Origin of the sequence: Corynebacterium sp. HMSC30G07 (assembly GCF_001806945.1) — a bacterium.
In the GTDB taxonomy this organism is placed as follows: Bacteria; Actinomycetota; Actinomycetes; order Mycobacteriales; family Mycobacteriaceae; genus Corynebacterium; species Corynebacterium riegelii.
The window spans coordinates 43,726-60,527 of the sequence record NZ_KV786480.1; the positions used below are offsets into that span (position 1 = coordinate 43,726).

The window sequence follows — 16,802 nt, forward strand, 5'->3', positions numbered from 1 at the left end:
ATCTACCTCACCGGGGATTCGACCTGTTTAAGCACCAGCGTGGCACGCGCCGGAACCACTACCGTATCGCCTGCCGCAACCACCGTTTTCTCCTCGGGATACCCAAGCGGCTCAGTGGTATCAATCAACATCTCCCACTTGGCGCCGAACTGCTGCGGCGGCACCGTGAACTCAATGTCCTCAAAGTGGGCATTAAACAGCAGGGCAAACGAATCATCGTTTACCTTGCGGCCGCGACGATCCGCCTCAGTAATGGCATCACCGTTGAGGTAGACCATCAGCGCCTTGCCAAATGCGAAGTCCCAGTCGCTTTGCTCCATCAGCTGACCATCCGGGGTCAGCCAGGCAATCTCACGATCCGGCACGTCCTCGCCCAAGGCGCCACCGCTGAGGAAGCGGCGACGGCGAAACACCGGGTGGGCCTTACGGATGGCAATGAGGCGTTTGGTGAAATCGTGCAGCTCCTTGGATTCCTCCAGCAGCTCCCAGTTCATCCACGCAATCTCATTGTCCTGGCAGTAGACGTTGTTGTTGCCGTTCTGAGTGCGCGCGAACTCATCGCCGTGCGCAATCATCGGCGTGCCTTGGGATAACAGCAGCGTGGTTAGGAAATTACGGCGCTGCTGTGCACGCAGCTGCAGCACCTCCGGGTCATCCGTGGGGCCCTCAACACCACAGTTCCAGGAGCGGTTGTGGCTTTCACCATCACGGTTGTCCTCACCGTTGGCCGCGTTGTGCTTCTCGTTGTAGCTGACCAAGTCATTGAGCGTGAAGCCGTCGTGTGCGGTGATGAAGTTAATGGAGTGCGTTGGGCGGCGCCCGTTGTGCTGGTACAGGTCAGACGAACCAGTCAGGCGGGAAGCGAACTCGCCCAACGTGGATGCCTCACCGCGCCAGAAGTCACGCATAGTGTCGCGGTATTTGCCGTTCCACTCGCTCCACAACGCGGGGAAGTTGCCAACCTGGTAGCCGTTTTCACCCACATCCCAGGGTTCTGCGATCAGCTTGACCTGGCTGACAATCGGATCCTGCTGCACAAGGTCAAAAAACGTGGCTAGGCGGTCCACGTCAGAAAACTCACGCGCCAGGGTGGAAGCCAGGTCAAAGCGGAACCCGTCCACATGCATCTCAGTGACCCAGTAGCGCAGCGAATCCATGATCAGCTGCAGCGAGTGCGGGTCGCGCACATTCAGCGAGTTACCGGTGCCGGTGTAGTCCATGTAGTGGAAGCGATCCCCGTCCACCAGGCGGTAGTAGGCCTCATTATCAATGCCGCGAAACGCGATGGTCGGGCCCATGTGGTTGCCCTCAGCGGTGTGGTTGTACACCACATCCAGGATCACCTCAATGCCCGCCTCGTGGTAGGCACGCACCATCTGCTTGAACTCAGCTACCGCATCGCCCGGCTTGTCGGAGGAGGCGTAATGGTTTTCAGGCGCGAAGAAGCCAAACGTGTTGTAGCCCCAGTAGTTGCGCAGTCCCAGGTCGCGCAAGCGATCGTCCTGAAGAAACTGGTGCACTGGCAGCAACTCGATGGCGGTTACGCCAAGGTCCGTGAGGTATTCCACCATCGCCGGGTGTGCCATGCCGGCATAGGTGCCGCGCAGGTTTTCCGGAATCTCCGGGTGCAGCTGTGTCATGCCCTTGACATGGCACTCATAAATCACGCTTTCCTCATCCGGGATGTTGGGGGAGCGGTCATCGCCCCAATCAAAAAATGGGTTGATCACCACAGAAAGCATGGTGTGGCCGAGCGAGTCTTCCTCGTTGCGGCCAGTGCCCGGGTTGTCTGCGTGTACGTCGTAGGAAAACAGGGCGGAGTGCTGGTCAAACTCCCCGTCAAACGCGCGCGCATACGGGTCGACCAACAGCTTGTTCGGGTCGCAGCGTTTGCCGTTTTCCGGGTCCCATGGGCCGTGGACGCGGTAGCCGTAGCGCTGGCCCGGGGAAACGCCGGGGAGATAGGCGTGCCAGACGTGGTTATCTACCTCTTCCAGCGGGACCCGGGTTTCCTGCATGTCCTGGTCAATCAGACAAAGCTCAACCTTGGTGGCAACACTGGAGAAAAGTGCAAAGTTGGTGCCCGCCCCGTCATACGTCGAGCCCAGCGGGTAAGCGGACCCTGGCCAGGTCTCCGGTGTCTCGGGGGTGCCGGAGGGCTGGTTGATGGTTTCAGTCATGTCGGTCGATCATACGCGCGGCGTACACAAGCCGTTGAGCAGCAGTCGAACAGCCGTTGCATGATCGTGCTCGCTGCGTGTGGCTGACTCACCCGTTAGCTGTGCAAGCTGGGCCCCTGCCTGTTCCACGGCGGCTGCCCCCAGAGTCATGTGCAGCAGTCCGCTCGCTGCAGCGCGCTTGTTGCTTATCGACGCCACGTTGCCCACCCTCGCCTCAACCACCTCTTCAAAGCGCTGTGTCAGTGCTGTGCCAAGGGAAGCATCCGGGTAACCGAGGGCAGTGACAACAACCTCAGCACCGTCCCGAATATCCAGCGCGCATGAATAAAGTAGGGCGCACAATGCTTCAGGATCGTCCGTTCCGGGGGCCAAAACTGGGGCAACAATCGCTTCTGCCAAGGATGCGATGAGCGCCTGTTTGTTGGCAATGTGCCAGTACAACGCGCCAGGGGCGACGCCGAGAGAGGTGGCAACGCGGCGCATGGTGACATCCGCCAGCCCGTATTGGCGCAGAATGTCAAGCGCCGCCTCGGTGATTGATGCGCCGGTGAGTTGCATAGTTGTCCACTGTACTCACAGAAAGGACTCAGAGGGCTTACAAGGCTGTTGGACAATAAGCCCAGCTTGACGCTGTTAGAATAGTCCGAAGTATTTTCAACTGGATGTAGTCCAAATTTGAGGAGAGATTAGTTCCGTGACGCTTCCCTTTGCTTCGAAGAAGTCTGTCGCAGTGGCCGCCGCAGCAGTCGTAATGTCCTGCACGCTCACCGCGTGCGGCTCTGATTCTGAAACCACCGCTGGTGGCGGTCTTTCCACTGCGGCGACTGCGCAGGGCGCTGCCAATGAGGCGGGGGAGAACACTGTCGCTGAAGAACCTTCCGCCGAAGCCGGAGAGTCGAAGGCGTCTGAGTCGAAGCCGACCACCAGCGCGGAGAAGAAGAACAACGGGGGAGAGAAGAAGGACGAAGGCAAGCAGGAAGATCAGGCGATTCCAACCCTGATCAACCCGCTTGAGGACGGGCTGGAGTCACCAGAATTTGAACCGCTGGCAGGTGGCCGTGAGGGCACCGAGGCGGAGCGCAAGGAAATGGAAGAGGTTGTGACCAAGATCAGCAACCCTGAGTCCTTTGCCAAGTGGACTCGCGTGATCTTGGACAACTCTTGCGCTGACGTTCGTGAGCCTGCGATGGAGCAGTTTGAAAGCCAGGGTCTGACGCTGGAGATGGTTGAGCAGATCATGGAGCAGCAGGAAGCCCAGGGCGGCGCCTTTGATATTCCGCGCTCTGAAATCACCGTCTCTGACGTCCGCGTCGATGGTGACCGCGCTTCCGCCACCGTGCACAGCAAGTCCAACGCCGGTGAGAACGAGAGCGTGCAGCTCTTTGCTAAGGAAGACGGCAAGTGGAAGGTGTGCAAGAACTAAGCAAGCCGCAGCGCCGCAGTAGCAGCAGTATGCCGCGTATTTCCCCAGCCATTGGTAGTGCCGCCGGGTTGTTACTTGCCGGGCTGGGGTTTGGCATTGCCGGTGGGGTGGCGTGGGGGCTGCTGCGCCCCGCCTTGGTGATTGACGCTTCGGGGGTGGTTGATCAGGTTGCCAGTGATCCGAACGCTTTCTTTGGCACGGTTGGCTGGCTCAGCGTCATCACCGCCGTCATTGGCGTATTGCTGTCTACGCTTGCGTGGCACCAGCACAAACGCGTCGGCTACCTGGTGTGGCTGATCGTAGTTGCCGTGGCGGCGACGTTTGCGGTGATCGCTGTGGGTGACGTGATGTCCATGATGCAGCATCGCAGTGATGCCACCCGTATTGCGCCGCCGCTGACTACGCCTGCGGTGTGGGTTGTCGCGCCGGCTGTTGCGGCAATCATCTACTGGCTGCGTGGCGTTATTGCGTACTTGGCGGCCACTGAACATGCGTAGCCCCAGAAATCATCACGCTCGCCCGATCGATTGCGCCCAGGCAGGACAAAATCGCGGTAATGACAAAGTTGTCGCGCTGCTGATCACTTACACCGTCTTCTATTAACAAAGATGCCTCCGCCTGCACGTGGAGCGTTTCCAAATCTTCGTGCAGGTACACGCTGATGCCCACAGGTACACGCTGATGCCCAATGCTCGCTCGGCGACATCGTTGCAGGCAAGCCACGTGCTGAAGAAGGCAGAATCCTCACTCAGCCCGGTATCCCACATGGACGCCACGCGGATGTGTGTGCCCGCGTCCACCATCAGCGCAAATGTCACCCCGTTCACCCCGGTTGCGATCACTCCGTCGGTCACCGCATAAGAAAAATCAAGCGCCTCCAGCGATTCTTTGAGCGCCACCAAGTCCACAGGCTGGGCAAACACGGGTGTGGGGGTGGCGGTGTAGATGTCGGGGGCGTGCAATGGGGCGTCGATAAGCAAAGGCTCCTTGACCAACGCCTGGTGATCCTGCGCACGCATCAGTGCCGGCGGCAAGGGGGTATCAAAACCGATGGGCAAGGTCTGCGCACGCAGTTGCGTGGAAAACGACTGCAGCTGGCCGTAGTAATGGGCGAGGAAGGTCAGTAACTGCGAATCACTCAGCCCGTGGCGGATGGGGATCGCGCTGCGCAGGCGGACCCGGAAATCACCAGCATCTGTGAGCCGGCACGACGCAACGGGCCCCAACTGATCGCGGTTCCACTGGTTACACCACCGGGAAAGGGCAGGTGCAGCCTCAAAAGCTGTAGGAATGCGATCTACCGCATCAACCACCAGCGTCTGCGGCCGCTGATAGGAGATCCACACCGTTATTGTTGCTGCGGGTAGACCGACCACCGCCCGATCGGGGCGAGACAGCGCTTCCAACCCCAGACTGGAAAACGCTTCGGCGACGCGTTCGAGGGTGACTTCTGCCAGCGGCTCATCAATTCGGCCGTCCTCTAATCGCCCTCGCGCTCGCCTATGCCTACCCATGTGGGTGAGTTTAGGCCCGCGGCGCTGCTGACAGGGATAGACTTAGACAAATGCTGCATGTGACCGATCTCCGGGACCAAACTCCAACTACTTCTCAGCTGCGCCGCCTCATGCCGCGCGGTGGCGTTGATGTTGCCTCTGTGCTGCCAACGGTGGCGCCGATTGTTGAGGCCGTTCGTGAAGAAGGCGCTGAGCGCGCGCTTGCCTATGGCGAGCAGTTTGACCATGTGCGCCCAACATCCGTGCGGGTGCCGGCCGATGTCATCGACGCGGCCGAGGCTGGTCTGACGCCTGAGCTGCGCGCCGCCTTGAAGGAAGCGATCGGGCGCATTCGCAAGGTACACGCGGAGCAAAAGCCTGCCGCGCACACCACCACGCTTGCAGATGGTGCGACGGTGACGGAGACGTTCCTGCCGGTGGCACGTGTGGGCCTGTACGTGCCGGGTGGCAAGGCGGTCTACCCATCCAGCGTGTTGATGAACGTGATCCCTGCCCAGGAAGCCGGCGCGGAGTCCATGGTGGTGTGCACCCCGCCGCAGGCAGACTTTGGTGGTTGGCCGCATCCGACGATCCTGGCTGCCTGCAAGCTGCTGGGCGTAGACGAGGTCTGGGCAGTCGGCGGCGCGCAGGCGGTGGCCCTGATGGCCTATGGCGATGACGCATATGAGCTTGAGCCGGTAGACATGATTACCGGCCCGGGCAACATCTTTGTTGCGGCGGCCAAGCGTCTAGTCAACGGCGTTGTTGGTATCGATGCCGAGGCTGGCCCGAGTGAGATCGCGGTGCTTGCAGACGCTGGTGCGAACTCCACCTACGTTGCCCTCGACCTGATCTCGCAGGCCGAGCACGACGAGAACGCCGCGAGCGTGCTGATCACGGATTCCGAAACCTTTGCACAAGACGTTGTGGACAAGGTGGAGCGCTTCAGCGCACAGACCCTCAACGCGGATCGCGCAGCCTCTGCCCTTGGTGGCAAGCAATCCGGCGTGGTGCTGGTGCGCGACATGGAGCAGGGCATTGCCGTAGCCAACGCGTACGCCGCTGAGCACCTGGAGATTCACACCGCAAACGCACGTGAGGTGGCGCAGCGCATCACCAACGCAGGCGCAATCTTCATCGGCCCCTACTCGCCAGTACCGCTGGGCGACTATGCTGCAGGCTCCAACCACGTCCTGCCAACCTCTGGTACTGCACGCTTCAACGCTGGGTTGAGCACGCACACCTTCCTGCGCCCAGTCAACCTGATTGAGTATGACAAGGCAGCCATGCAGGACATTGGCCACCACATCATTGCGCTGGCCAAAGACGAGCAGCTGCCCGCACACGGCGAAGCAATCGCCGCAAGGATGGAGGACTAAAACACATGGCGTCTCTAGACAAGCTCCCGCTGCGCGAGGAGCTGCGTGGCAAACATGCCTACGGCGCACCGCAACTGGATGTTGCCGTAGCCCTCAACACCAACGAGAACCCCTACCCGCCATCAGATGCGCTGATTGCGGATCTGGTTGCAGAGGTACAAAAGGTGGCACGTGGGCTCAACCGCTACCCGGAGCGCGACGCGGTCGTGCTGCGCGACGCACTAGCGGCATACGTGACCACGCAGACCGGGGTAGCAGTTACCCGCGAGCACGTTTGGGCAGCAAACGGCTCCAACGAGGTGCTCCAGCAACTTCTGCAAGCCTTCGGCGGACCGGGCCGCAGCGCCATGGGCTTTGTTCCCAGCTACTCCATGCACCCAATCCTGTGCGCTGGCACCCAGACGGAATTTATCGGCGTGCCTCGTGGTGAAGATTTCCGCATTGACATGGATGTGGCGCTTGCCGCAATCGCTGAACACCAGCCGGACGTTGTCTTTGTCACCACCCCAAACAACCCGACCGGTGACGTCACGGACATCGCAGCCATCGAGCGCATCATTCAGGCCGCGCCGGGGATTGTGATTGTGGACGAAGCGTATGCGGAGTTTTCGCCTTCCCCATCTGCGTGCACGCTGCTGGCTGCGTACCCGGAGAAGCTTGTAGTCAGCCGCACGATGAGCAAGGCGTTCGACTTTGCTGGTGGCCGTCTGGGCTACTTCGTGGCGGACCCCGCATTTGTGGAGGCCGTGATGCTGGTGCGTTTGCCCTACCACCTCTCGGTGCTGTCCCAGGCTGCGGCGACGGTGGCGCTGAAGCATGCCGACGACACGTTGGCAACAGTGGAGAAGCTTGCTCGTGAGCGCGAGCGAGTGCAGGCGGAGCTTCTTGCTATGGGCTATGACGTGGTGCCGAGCGAGTCGAACTTCGTTTTCTTCGGCCACTTTGAAAACGCTGCTTCTGCGTGGCAGCAGTTCTTGGACCGCGGGGTGCTGATTCGAGACGTTGGTGTGCCGCACCGGCTGCGTGTCACCATTGGTCTGGACACGGAAAATGACGCATTTTTGCAGGCAGCGAAGGAGATTATCAATGGCTGATGGGGGAGTGAACGCGCCGCGTATCGGGCGCGCAACGCGTACGACAAGTGAGTCGGACATCACGGTAGAGATCAACCTGGACGGCACGGGCACGTGCAACGTAGATACTGGTCTGCCGTTTTTTGACCACATGTTGAATGCCTTTGGCACCCACGGCGCGTTTGATCTGACCGTGACTGCGAAGGGTGACACCCACATTGACGCGCACCACACGGTGGAAGACACCGCCATTGTGCTGGGCCGCGCGCTTGCAGAGGCGATTGGGAACAAGGCAGGCATTCGCCGTTTCGGCTCGATGCTGCTTCCTATGGATGAGACGCTGGTCGAGGCGGTTGTGGATTTCTCCGGCAGGCCCTACTTTGTCATGAACGGCGAGCCGGAAAACATGGACTGGCAGGTCATCGGCGGCCACTACGCCACCGTGATCAACCGCCACTTTTTTGAAACGCTGGCGTTGAACTCCGCCGTCACCCTGCATGTAAACGTGCGCTACGGGCGAGACCCTCACCACATCACGGAAGCCGAGTACAAGGCGGTGGCCCGCGCAATCCGCCAAGCAGCCGAAGCGGACCCGAAGATTAGCGGTATCCCTTCCACAAAGGGTGCCCTTTAGAGTCCACCTCTAAGATCGAAAAAGGTAACTGAAAAGCGAACAACAAGAAGGGCAACCAGAAGGGAGCGGGGTAGTGGCGTTGATGGGCGCTTTCGCAAGGGCGCGCAGGCCGTTAACACCAGAGGAAGTAAGTGGTGTGACATCGGTGTGGCGAGCCCGAGGCATGCTAGCCGTCCTGGTTGCCGTCGCCGCTGCCTTTGGCGCGTGGTCGCTGCTGCTGCCCGTCGTTCCCACGGCAGTACTTGATGCTGGTGGGGCGGAATCGCTGGCGGGGTTGAGTACCGGCGTGTTCATGCTCTTTACCGTGATCACGCAGATCTTCACACCATGGCTGTTGCGGAAGTTTGGGTTCCGCGTGGTCATGGTGGTTTCCGCCTTCCTGCTTGGCGGCCCCGCGTTTGGTTACATGCTGGGCATGGAGCCCGGCGTGTTGCTGACAGTCAGTGCAATCCGTGGTGTCGGCTTCGGCGCACTGTCTGTGGCAGAGGCTGCGATTATTGCAGAGCTTGTGCCACTGCGCTTGCTTGGGCGTGCGACGGGAACGTTGGGGCTGTTCGTCGGGGCGTCGCAAATGGTAGCTCTGCCGCTGGGCCTGGGGCTGGTGGACGTGGTTGGCTACAACGGTGTGTTTGCAATCGGGGCCTCCGTTGGTTTGGTTGCACTGTTGTCTGCAGTACTGATCCCAACCATTCCGCCGAGTGTGGAAGAACACATCACCCCCAACGTGATCCGCGTGCCAACCTGGCACCTTGTGCTGGTGCCTGCCCTGGCGCTGATGTTTATCACCACCGCCTACGGCGCGATTACAAACTTCCTGCCAGCTGCAATGCGTGATCTGGACGCCGCCCGCGGCGCAGCTCTTGGCGGAGTAATGCTGGGTCTGCTCAATCTGGCGGCGATGGCCTCGCGTTACTACGCCGGACGAGTTACGGACCGTACCGGCCAACCCGGCAGTGTGCTCATCCCGTTCCAGGTTTGTGCCGCACTTGGCGTGTTTATGACCGCGGTGATCTTGGTCCTGGGACTGCCAGTGTGGACGGTGGCGTTCGCGGTGATCTTCTACGGCCTTGGCTTCGGTGCCGCCCAGAATGAGGCATTGACCATGATGTTCTACCGTCTGCCGCGCTCCAAGGCATCCCAAGCGTCTGCCATCTGGAATATCTCCTTTGACAGCGGTACAGGCATTGGCTCCACCGTCTACGGCATGATGCTGGTGGGCATGAGCTTTGCACCGATGTTTGGCATCGCTGCAGGGGTGATCCTGGTGGGCCTCGCTGTGACCCTGCTGGATAGGCAGCTGGGCCGCTACCGTGTGGTGGAAGTGAACAACCTTGCGGTTCGCCTCAAATCCGTACAGGTACCGAGGCGCAGAAGGCCGAAGAGTTAAGGCTGTGTTGGGCCGACGCGCTAAAATCAACGCCCATGTCTGCACACCAACCCACCGTGGCGCTCCTAGATTATGGCGCCGGAAACCTGCGTTCCGCCCAGCGTGCCCTTGAACACGTCGGCGCACGCGTCAACGTCACTCGCGACCCCAAAGAGGCAGTCGAGGCCACGGGCCTTGTCGTACCAGGCGTTGGTGCGTTTGCGGCCTGTATGCAGGGACTGAACGCGGTAGGTGGGCCGCGCATTGTTGGCCAGCGCCTGGCAGGTTCGCGCCCAGTGTTGGGTATCTGCGTTGGCATGCAGGTCATGTTTGAAACAGGTGTGGAACACGGGGTTGAGGCGAAAGGCCTGGGGGAGTGGCCTGGCAGCGTGGATAAGCTTGAGGCCCCAGTGCTGCCTCACATGGGGTGGAACACTGTGGAGCAGCCCGAGGACACCGCCATGTTTGCTGGCATTGACCCAGATGCGCGCTTCTACTTCGTGCACTCGTATGCCGCGCAGGAATTCCCACTACAAGAAGATGACTTCATTGCATACCCCAAGGTGGCGTGGGCGCAGCACGCCCAGTCCCGGTTTGTGGCAGCTGTGGAAAACGGCCCGTTGTGGGCAACCCAGTTCCACCCGGAAAAGTCTGGGGATGCGGGCCTTGCGCTACTGCGCAACTGGGTGAAACAGCTGAGTTAGACTAGCCGCTATGACATTTACTCTGCTGCCAGCTGTTGATGTGGTTAATGGCCAGGCTGTTCGCCTGGACCAGGGGGAAGCCGGAACTGAAAAAGTCTACGGGGACCCCCTTTCTGCTGCGAAGCAGTGGCAGGAAGAAGGTGCGACTTGGCTGCACTTTGTGGACCTAGATGCGGCCTTTGGGCGCGGCTCCAACCATGAGCTGATGGCGGACATTACCCGCCAGTTGGATATCAATGTGGAGCTGACCGGCGGCATTCGGGACGATGCAAGTCTGGAGCGCGCCCTGGCAACCGGCGCGAAGCGCGTCAACATTGGCACGGCGGCGCTGCAGAATCCGGAGTGGATGGAATCCGTCATTGCGCGCTACGGCGACAAGGTTGCCATTGACCTTGCGGTGCGTGAGGAAAACGGGCAGTGGCAGACCAAGGGCAATGGTTGGACCTCTGACGGTGGGGACCTGTGGGAGGTGCTCGAGCGTTTTGATGCTGCGGGCTGCACCCGGTTTGTGGTCACTGACGTGAGCAAGGACGGCACGCTGGCAGGCCCGAACGTGGAGCTGCTGCGTGAGGTCTCTGCCGCCACGGACGCATTTGTTACGGCCTCTGGCGGTATTGCAACGATTGAAGACGTCACGCAGATTGCCTCCTACGTAGACGAGGGCATTGACTCTGTCATCATTGGCAAGGCGCTGTATGAGAAGCGCTTTACGCTGCGTGAGGCGCTTACTGCAGTAGGTGCCCGCTAGCCGTGACGGCGGATATGCAGCGCTATTTGGATGTTGCGCTTGAGGCTGTGGCCCAGGCGCGTGAGGTATTGCTGGCTCACCGGGGTGCGGCGCCTGCCCTGTTCAAGGGGAAGGGCGATTTTGCTACCGAGGCTGATTTGGCAATTGAGGCGCTGCTGCGTGAACACCTGCGCAGGGAAACCTGCATCAACGTCTTTGGGGAAGAAAACGGCGGGGAGTTCACCCCGGAGGCCTGCTGGGTGCTCGATCCTATAGACGGCACGTCGAACTACTCCGCCGGCAACCCGAACTGTGCGATTTTGGTTTCCCTTGTGTTGGAAGGCCAGCCGGTTGTGGCAGTGGTGGACATGCCGCTTTTGGGCTTGCACGTTTCTGCCTGCGCCGGTGGCCCGGTGGTGTGTAACGGTGAAGTACTGCCGCCGCTGGAGGACACCGGTGGGCAGGGGCGTGCCGCACAGGTAGGCGTGGGCTCGGTTGGCTCCGATGACCGGGTACGCTTCCCGGCGCCGCTTCGCCTCGCCTTGATTGGCTTGCTTGCAGATGGCCCGTTGCGCCCACGCATTTCCGGATCCGTTGGCGTGGACCTGGCCTTCGTGGCGCTTGGTATTTACCGGGCGGCAGTGAGTTTTTCCCCGTACGTGTGGGACAACGCCGCAGGTGTCCTGCTTGCGCGGTGCGCAGGAGCGATAGTTACGGACGTGGACGGTGGGCCGTGGACGCCGGAGAGTGTAGGGGCGATCGTTGGTGCGCCGTCAGCACATGAGACGGTGCTCAGTAGCATGTTGCACATATCCGCAAACACATAACTAAGCACATAAATAAGGAGCAGCCATGACCGTAGCTGTGCGAGTGATTCCCTGCCTGGACGTGGATAACGGCCGCGTGGTCAAGGGTGTGAATTTTGAAAACCTCAAAGATGCTGGCGACCCGGTGGAGTTAGCCAAGCGTTATGGCGAAGAGGGTGCAGATGAGTTGACGTTTTTGGACGTCACTGCGTCTAAAGAGGGCCGCGGCACGATGCTTGAGGTTGTGCGCCGGACCGCGGACCAGGTCTTTATCCCATTGACCGTGGGTGGCGGTGTGCGCAGTGCCGATGATGTGCGCGAGCTTCTGCGCGCTGGCGCGGATAAGGTCAGCGTGAACACTGCAGCGATTGCGCGCCCGGAGCTACTGCGTGAGCTGGCGCAGGAGTTTGGCTCCCAGTGCATTGTGCTTTCCGTTGATGCGCGACGTTGCCCTGCCAATTCCGGCGAAGAGCCCACGCCTTCCGGTTTTGAGGTGACCACGCACGGCGGCACTCGCTCCGCTGGGCTGGACGCCATTGAGTGGGCGCGCACCGGCGAAAAGCTGGATGTTGGTGAAATCCTGCTGAACTCGATGGATGGTGACGGCACGAAGGAAGGCTTCGACCTTGAGCTGTTGCGCGAGGTCCGCGCGGCGGTGAACATCCCGGTGATCGCGTCTGGTGGTGCGGGTAGCGCCGCGCACTTCCCGCCGGCGGTGGAGGCGGGTGCGGATGCGGTGCTCGCAGCGTCGATCTTCCACTTCGGCGAGGTGTCTATCGCTGAGGTGAAAAAGGCGTTGGCTGATGCGGGTTATGAGGTGCGCTAGATGTCTGAAGAGATGTCTCAGGAGCTGACCGATCCGGCAGATTTTGCGCTGGACCCGGACATTGCTGCGCGGCTGAAGCGCAACGCGGATGGCTTGGTGCCTGCGATTGTGCAGGCGGCTGACACGCGCGAGGTGTTGATGATGGCGTGGATGGATGACCACGCTTTGGCCCACACGCTGGCTACGCGCCGCGGTACGTACTACTCGCGTTCGCGCAAGGAGTACTGGATTAAGGGCTTGACTTCCGGCAACGTGCAGGCGGTGGAGTCGGTGGCGCTGGATTGTGATGGCGATACGATTTTGGTGACCGTGCAGCAAACGGGTGGTGCGTGCCATACGGGTGATCGCACGTGTTTTGATGCGGATGTGTTGCTGTGATGGCCCCGCACAAAGTTGGAGCGATCCTGATCGTGCTCGGTGCCACGTTGTTGGCCGTGTTCTCGCGCGTGCCATGGATTACCGCCACCTATGAGGATTCCCTCTCTGGCGGTGGTGTTGCGCAGATCCGTGGCGCGGATTGGTCTACGGAGACTACTGCCGTTGCGCTGTTGCTGTTTGTCGGCGCTTTGGGGGCTTTTGCTTTACGACGCTTAGGCAGACGCACCACAGCGATCATCTCCGCTATCGCAGCCGTCGGTGCGGCGGTGTCACCTGTGATGCTGCTTGCGCGAGGGGCGGACGCGGAGCGTGTGCACGCACTGTTGACCACAGGTGCGGATGCGGCGCAGACCACGGCGTCGAAGACGGAGCTGATCTCGGAGTGGGCAAAGATCACCGCCACGGACATCTCCACAGCGTTTCCGCTTCTCACACTGCTTGGTGCGGCGCTTGCCGTGGTGGGTGCGGTCATTGTTGCGCTGCGCCCAGGCCAGGACGCGCCGAAGCTGAGCAAGTACGAAAAAGAAGCGGTGCGGCGCAAACATTTGGAAGAAGACATGGAGGCGCGCCCCGATTCGGGCCGCGTTATGTGGGACGCGCTGGACGCGGATATTGATCCCACCGATTTCTCCACAGGGCGCTAGAGCCACTACCCTTATGCACATGCTGGCGTCGAGCGTGGTCAATCCGGTGGTGGATGGGGTGCTGCGTGACGTCGAAAAGCGGGAAGCCCAAGTGCCCTTCAAGGAGATCAAGGCGCGCTCCCGCGACATGGAACCCACGCGTGATGCCCGTGCCGCGCTTCTGCGGCCCGGCTGCAGTGTGATTGCAGAAATCAAGCTGAATTCGCCCGTCTTCGGCCCGACCAGGGTTGATCGACGGGCGATTGCTGATGTGTCGAAGGCTATTGAAGACGGTGGGGCGCACCTGATCGCATGCCAGACGGAGCGCCTGCGCTTTGATGGTTCCCTGCACGACATGGCCGCCGCCCGGGCTGCGGTGAGTCTGCCAATGGTGTGTCGTGACGTGATTGTGGATCCGTATCAGATCCATGAGGCGCGCTGCTACGGTGCGGATGTGCTGCCGCTGCAGGTGGGGATTTTGGAGGAGGCCAGGCTGGCGGCGCTGCTAGACCGCGCGGAGTCACTCGGCATGGTGGTGATGGCGGAGGTGCGCACCCCGCAGGAGGCGGATCTGGCGCTGCGGGTGGGGGCGAGCGTGATTGCGGTGAACTCCTGGACCTTTGACACCAATGATCTGCGCCATGGCGTGTTCGCCGAGATCGTGCCGGGCCTGCCCAGTGAGGTGATCAAGATTTCGCTGGGTGGCGTGACGTCTGTGCGTGACCTGTTGGATGCGGCTGCAAGTGGTGCGGATGCCGTATTGGCGGCTGAGGCGATCATGAGCGGCGACGATATTTTTGCCGCTACGCGCAAGCTCGCCGCAGCTGGCCAACACCCCTCCTGTCCGAGACGGTAGTGTGCTGGGGGTGCAAACCATGATCTTGGCTAACATCCCTTCGCCGCCACAGGGCGTGTGGCACCTTGGCCCGGTGCCTATCCGTGCGTATGCGCTGTGCATTATGACCGGCATCATCGTGGCTACGTTTATTGGCATCCGCCGCTACCAGGCGCGCGGGGGCAGCGCGGACACGGTGTGGGACGCGCTGATTGTTGTCATCCCGGCCGGCATTATCGGCGGGCGTCTCTACCACGTGATTACGGATTACGATAAGTACTTCGGACCCGGCAAGGATCCCTGGCAGGCATTCAATATCACCGCCGGCGGCCTTGGCATTTGGGGTGCGGTGGCACTGGGCGCTGTGGCGCTGATGGTGATGATGCGGGTGAAAAAGCTGCCGTTTTTGCCGCTCGCGGATGCGCTTGCCCCGGGCGTGATCTTGGCCCAGGGCATTGGGCGTTTGGGTAATTGGTTTAACCAAGAGCTCTACGGCGCGGAAACAGACGTGCCCTGGGCGCTGGATATTTACTACCGCGTAGATGAAGCGGGCAACTACTCGCCGCTCAATGGCCACTCCACGGGTGAGGTCATTGCAAGCGTGCACCCGACTTTTTTGTACGAGCTGATCTGGAACGTGCTCATTTTCGCTCTGTTGATCTGGGCGGATCGCAGGTTCAAGCTTGGCCACGGGCGTGTGCTGTGGCTCTACGTTGCCGGCTACACCTTTGGCAGGTTCTTCATTGAGCTGATGCGTACTGATGCGGCGACGATGATCTTGGGCCAGCGTGTGAACACGTGGGTGTCTGGGATCTTGTTCATTGTGGCGCTGGTGTTGTTCCTGCGTGCGCAGCGTGGACGCGAAACCCCGCAGGAGGTGGATCCCGCGAACGCGCATGAGCGTGAAAACTGAGTAGAGTTAGGCGCGTGGATAGAAGAACGAAGATTGTTTGTACTCTTGGTCCCGCGGTGGCAAGCAAAGATGCCATCGTGGGCCTTGTTAAAGAGGGCATGGATGTCGCTCGCCTGAACTTCTCCCACGGCGACTACCCGGACCATGAGCAGAATTACCGCTGGGTCCGTGAGGCTACGGATGAGACTGGCCACGCCGTGGGCATCCTGGCTGACTTGCAGGGCCCGAAGATTCGCCTGGGCCGCTTTGAGGGGGATGGCAAAACCTACTGGGAGACCGGTGAGATTGTCCGCATCACCGTTGATGATGTTGTGGGCACGCACGACAGGGTTTCCACCACATACAAGCAGTTGGCGCTGGATGCGAAACCGGGGGACAGGTTGCTTGTAGACGATGGCAAGGTCGGCCTCGTCTGCCTCGAAGTTGATGGCAACGATGTGGTGTGCAAGGTCACCGAGGGTGGCCCCGTGTCCAACAACAAGGGTGTGTCTCTTCCTGGCATGGCTATCTCCGTGCCGGCGTTGAGTGAGAAGGACAAGGAAGACCTGCGTTTTGCGCTGCGTATGGGCGTGGACATGATCGCGCTTTCCTTCGTTCGTTCGCCGTCTGATGTGGACTTGGTGCACGAGATCATGGATGAGGTTGGCCGCCGCGTCCCGGTGATTGCGAAGCTGGAGAAGCCAGAGGCGGTTGACGCGTTGGAGTCCATCATTTTGGCGTTTGATGCCGTGATGGTGGCTCGTGGTGATCTTGGTGTGGAGATCCCGCTCGAGCAGGTGCCGTTGGTGCAAAAGCGCGTGATCCAGATTGCGCGTGAGAACGCCAAGCCGGTGATCGTGGCAACGCAGATGCTGGATTCCATGATTGATAACTCGCGCCCAACGCGTGCTGAGGCCTCCGATGTGGCTAACGCGGTGCTGGATGGTGCGGATGCGGTGATGCTTTCCGGCGAGACGTCGGTGGGTGTTGACCCGCACAATGTGGTGCGCACCATGAGCAGGATCGTGCGTTCTGCTGAGACCATGGGCACGGTGCCGCCGCTCAATCACATTCCGCGCACCAAGCGTGGAGTGGTGTCGTATTCTGCAAATGACATTGCTAGCCGCCTGAACGCGCGCGCGATTGTCACGTTTACTACTTCTGGTGACACGGCTCGCCGCGTGGCACGCCTGCACCCGGAGCTGCCGCTTCTGGTGTTCACCCCTGTGCAGCAGGTTCGTTCCCAGCTGGCGGTCACGTGGGGTGTGGAGACCTTCCTGTGCCCGGACGTGTACTCCACGGATGACATGATCCGCACGGTAGATGACATCTTGCTTGCGCTGGATGACTACAAGAAGGGCGAGACCATGGTGGTTGTGGCCGGTATCCCACCGGGGGTTGCTGGCACCACGAATACGATTCACGTGCACCAGCTGGGCGAGGACACCCGTAACCCCTAAGTA

General features: G+C 60.7%; 18 protein-coding genes. 15 read left to right on the plus strand and 3 right to left on the minus strand.

What is annotated here, in order from left to right:
• Nucleotides 1–2 precede the first annotated feature (2 nt).
• Both glgX and HMPREF3104_RS10365 read right to left on the minus strand, forming a co-directional pair.
• Nucleotides 3–2,180 (minus strand): glycogen debranching protein GlgX, encoded by a 2,178-nt coding sequence (gene glgX, locus HMPREF3104_RS10360; RefSeq protein ID WP_052203712.1) that lies wholly within the window; start codon nt 2,178–2,180, stop codon nt 3–5.
• A 9-nt stretch (nt 2,181–2,189) separates the two neighbouring features.
• Complete coding sequence (locus HMPREF3104_RS10365) at nt 2,190–2,738, minus strand: TetR family transcriptional regulator (protein WP_070495752.1); 549 nt, start codon at nt 2,736–2,738, stop codon at nt 2,190–2,192.
• A gap of 136 nt (nt 2,739–2,874) precedes the next feature.
• Here HMPREF3104_RS10365 and HMPREF3104_RS10370 point away from each other — a divergent pair, with 136 nt between their 5' ends.
• Complete coding sequence (locus HMPREF3104_RS10370; RefSeq protein WP_141738228.1) at nt 2,875–3,603, plus strand: nuclear transport factor 2 family protein; 729 nt, start codon at nt 2,875–2,877, stop codon at nt 3,601–3,603.
• Complete coding sequence (locus tag HMPREF3104_RS10375; RefSeq protein ID WP_141738229.1) at nt 3,582–4,100, plus strand: hypothetical protein; 519 nt, start codon at nt 3,582–3,584, stop codon at nt 4,098–4,100. Before HMPREF3104_RS10370 ends, HMPREF3104_RS10375 begins: the two co-directional genes overlap by 22 nt.
• 102 nt (nt 4,101–4,202) lie before the next feature.
• Here HMPREF3104_RS10375 and HMPREF3104_RS10380 read toward each other — a convergent pair whose 3' ends face one another.
• Nucleotides 4,203–5,117: a YbjN domain-containing protein gene (locus HMPREF3104_RS10380; protein ID WP_083279077.1), complete on the minus strand. Its 915-nt coding sequence runs from the start codon at nt 5,115–5,117 to the stop codon at nt 4,203–4,205.
• 50 nt (nt 5,118–5,167) lie between these two features.
• On the opposite strand from HMPREF3104_RS10380, the gene hisD reads away from it, so the two are divergent.
• The 13 genes from hisD to pyk all read left to right on the plus strand — a co-directional run bounded on the left by hisD (nt 5,168) and on the right by pyk (nt 16,799).
• On the plus strand, nt 5,168–6,475 hold the full coding sequence (gene hisD, locus HMPREF3104_RS10385) for a histidinol dehydrogenase (RefSeq protein WP_070495759.1): 1,308 nt from the start codon (nt 5,168–5,170) through the stop codon (nt 6,473–6,475).
• A gap of 5 nt (nt 6,476–6,480) precedes the next feature.
• Complete coding sequence (locus HMPREF3104_RS10390; RefSeq protein ID WP_070495760.1) at nt 6,481–7,569, plus strand: histidinol-phosphate transaminase; 1,089 nt, start codon at nt 6,481–6,483, stop codon at nt 7,567–7,569.
• Nucleotides 7,562–8,182 (plus strand): imidazoleglycerol-phosphate dehydratase HisB, encoded by a 621-nt coding sequence (gene hisB / locus HMPREF3104_RS10395; protein ID WP_070495762.1) that lies wholly within the window; start codon nt 7,562–7,564, stop codon nt 8,180–8,182. Before HMPREF3104_RS10390 ends, hisB begins: the two co-directional genes overlap by 8 nt.
• Before the next feature lie 163 nt (nt 8,183–8,345).
• Nucleotides 8,346–9,569 carry an MFS transporter gene (locus tag HMPREF3104_RS10400; RefSeq protein WP_246816422.1) on the plus strand — a complete coding sequence of 408 codons (1,224 nt, stop codon included), beginning with the start codon at nt 8,346–8,348 and terminating at the stop codon, nt 9,567–9,569.
• A 35-nt stretch (nt 9,570–9,604) separates the two neighbouring features.
• Complete coding sequence (gene hisH / locus HMPREF3104_RS10405) at nt 9,605–10,252, plus strand: imidazole glycerol phosphate synthase subunit HisH (RefSeq protein WP_052203728.1); 648 nt, start codon at nt 9,605–9,607, stop codon at nt 10,250–10,252.
• A 10-nt stretch (nt 10,253–10,262) separates the two neighbouring features.
• Entirely contained in the window at nt 10,263–11,000 is a 738-nt protein-coding gene (priA, locus tag HMPREF3104_RS10410) for a bifunctional 1-(5-phosphoribosyl)-5-((5-phosphoribosylamino)methylideneamino)imidazole-4-carboxamide isomerase/phosphoribosylanthranilate isomerase PriA (protein ID WP_070495764.1), read from the plus strand.
• 2 nt (nt 11,001–11,002) lie between these two features.
• Nucleotides 11,003–11,806 carry an inositol monophosphatase family protein gene (locus tag HMPREF3104_RS10415; protein ID WP_246816423.1) on the plus strand — a complete coding sequence of 268 codons (804 nt, stop codon included), beginning with the start codon at nt 11,003–11,005 and terminating at the stop codon, nt 11,804–11,806.
• A 25-nt stretch (nt 11,807–11,831) separates the two neighbouring features.
• Nucleotides 11,832–12,611 carry an imidazole glycerol phosphate synthase subunit HisF gene (hisF, locus tag HMPREF3104_RS10420; protein ID WP_070495766.1) on the plus strand — a complete coding sequence of 260 codons (780 nt, stop codon included), beginning with the start codon at nt 11,832–11,834 and terminating at the stop codon, nt 12,609–12,611.
• Complete coding sequence (gene hisI / locus HMPREF3104_RS10425; RefSeq protein WP_052203734.1) at nt 12,612–12,989, plus strand: phosphoribosyl-AMP cyclohydrolase; 378 nt, start codon at nt 12,612–12,614, stop codon at nt 12,987–12,989. It abuts the gene before it with no gap.
• Nucleotides 12,989–13,633: a TIGR02234 family membrane protein gene (locus tag HMPREF3104_RS10430; RefSeq protein WP_070495768.1), complete on the plus strand. Its 645-nt coding sequence runs from the start codon at nt 12,989–12,991 to the stop codon at nt 13,631–13,633. The genes hisI and HMPREF3104_RS10430 overlap by 1 nt, the downstream gene beginning before the upstream one ends.
• A gap of 19 nt (nt 13,634–13,652) precedes the next feature.
• Nucleotides 13,653–14,468 (plus strand): indole-3-glycerol phosphate synthase TrpC, encoded by an 816-nt coding sequence (locus HMPREF3104_RS10435; protein WP_052206324.1) that lies wholly within the window; start codon nt 13,653–13,655, stop codon nt 14,466–14,468.
• Nucleotides 14,469–14,478: 10 nt separating this feature from the next.
• On the plus strand, nt 14,479–15,360 hold the full coding sequence (gene lgt, locus HMPREF3104_RS10440; RefSeq protein ID WP_070496034.1) for a prolipoprotein diacylglyceryl transferase: 882 nt from the start codon (nt 14,479–14,481) through the stop codon (nt 15,358–15,360).
• Between the two features lie 14 nt (nt 15,361–15,374).
• Nucleotides 15,375–16,799 (plus strand): pyruvate kinase, encoded by a 1,425-nt coding sequence (pyk, locus tag HMPREF3104_RS10445; RefSeq protein WP_070495770.1) that lies wholly within the window; start codon nt 15,375–15,377, stop codon nt 16,797–16,799.
• The last annotated feature ends 3 nt before the right edge of the window (nt 16,800–16,802 follow it).

Bases quoted from the DNA above. Each gene is read 5' to 3' on its own strand.
- HMPREF3104_RS10380 (WP_083279077.1), bottom strand. From the start codon at position 5,117: ATGGGTAGGCATAGGCGAGCGCGAGGGCGATTAGAGGACGGCCGAATT.
- HMPREF3104_RS10400 (WP_246816422.1), top strand. From the start codon at position 8,346: ATGCTAGCCGTCCTGGTTGCCGTCGCCGCTGCCTTTGGCGCGTGGTCG.
- hisD (WP_070495759.1), top strand. From the start codon at position 5,168: ATGCTGCATGTGACCGATCTCCGGGACCAAACTCCAACTACTTCTCAG.
- hisF (WP_070495766.1), top strand. From the start codon at position 11,832: ATGACCGTAGCTGTGCGAGTGATTCCCTGCCTGGACGTGGATAACGGC.
- glgX (WP_052203712.1), bottom strand. From the start codon at position 2,180: ATGACTGAAACCATCAACCAGCCCTCCGGCACCCCCGAGACACCGGAG.
- HMPREF3104_RS10390 (WP_070495760.1), top strand. From the start codon at position 6,481: ATGGCGTCTCTAGACAAGCTCCCGCTGCGCGAGGAGCTGCGTGGCAAA.
- hisB (WP_070495762.1), top strand. From the start codon at position 7,562: ATGGCTGATGGGGGAGTGAACGCGCCGCGTATCGGGCGCGCAACGCGT.
- hisH (WP_052203728.1), top strand. From the start codon at position 9,605: ATGTCTGCACACCAACCCACCGTGGCGCTCCTAGATTATGGCGCCGGA.
- HMPREF3104_RS10430 (WP_070495768.1), top strand. From the start codon at position 12,989: ATGGCCCCGCACAAAGTTGGAGCGATCCTGATCGTGCTCGGTGCCACG.
- priA (WP_070495764.1), top strand. From the start codon at position 10,263: ATGACATTTACTCTGCTGCCAGCTGTTGATGTGGTTAATGGCCAGGCT.
- hisI (WP_052203734.1), top strand. From the start codon at position 12,612: ATGTCTGAAGAGATGTCTCAGGAGCTGACCGATCCGGCAGATTTTGCG.
- HMPREF3104_RS10365 (WP_070495752.1), bottom strand. From the start codon at position 2,738: ATGCAACTCACCGGCGCATCAATCACCGAGGCGGCGCTTGACATTCTG.
- HMPREF3104_RS10435 (WP_052206324.1), top strand. From the start codon at position 13,653: ATGCTGGCGTCGAGCGTGGTCAATCCGGTGGTGGATGGGGTGCTGCGT.